At 53.2% G+C, this 735-nt stretch carries 1 rRNA gene; it reads right to left on the bottom strand.

Features of this window, described 5'->3' with window-relative positions:
- Nucleotides 1-735: ribosomal RNA gene (locus ACFI6L_RS20265) — 16S ribosomal RNA — on the bottom strand; the annotation flags it as partial.

Genomic DNA, 735 nt, shown 5'->3' with positions numbered 1-735 from the left:
GCATGTCAAGTGTAGGTAAGGTTCTTCGCGTTGCATCGAATTAAACCACATGCTCCACCGCTTGTGCGGGCCCCCGTCAATTCATTTGAGTTTTAACCTTGCGGCCGTACTCCCCAGGCGGTCTACTTAGCGCGTTAGCTTCGCTACGCACGTCTTAAAGACACACACAGCTAGTAGACAGCGTTTACGGTGTGGACTACCAGGGTATCTAATCCTGTTCGCTACCCACACTTTCGCACATGAGCGTCAGTCTTTGGCCAGGGAGTCGCCTTCGCCACTGATGTTCCTCCAGATATCTACGCATTTCACCGCTACACCTGGAATTCCACTCCCCTCTCCAAGACTCTAGTCTGCCAGTTCTAAATGACCATCCCAGGTTGAGCCCGGGGCTTTCACATCTAGCTTAACAAACCGCCTGCGTGCGCTTTACGCCCAGTAATTCCGATTAACGCTCGCACCCTCCGTATTACCGCGGCTGCTGGCACGGAGTTAGCCGGTGCTTCTTCTGTTGTTAACGTCACGGCTAGCAGGTATTAACTACTAACTTTTCCTCACAACTGAAAGTGCTTTACAACCCGAAGGCCTTCTTCACACACGCGGCATGGCTGCATCAGGGTTTCCCCCATTGTGCAATATTCCCCACTGCTGCCTCCCGTAGGAGTCTGGGCCGTGTCTCAGTCCCAGTGTGGCTGATCTTCCTCTCAGAACAGCTAGAGATCGTCGCCTTGGTAAGCC

The sequence above is a fragment of the Alteromonas sp. G4i35 genome, from assembly GCF_054960375.1.
Note: the sequence above shows the minus strand (reverse complement) of the source record. Positions and strands in the feature narration are given on the sequence as shown.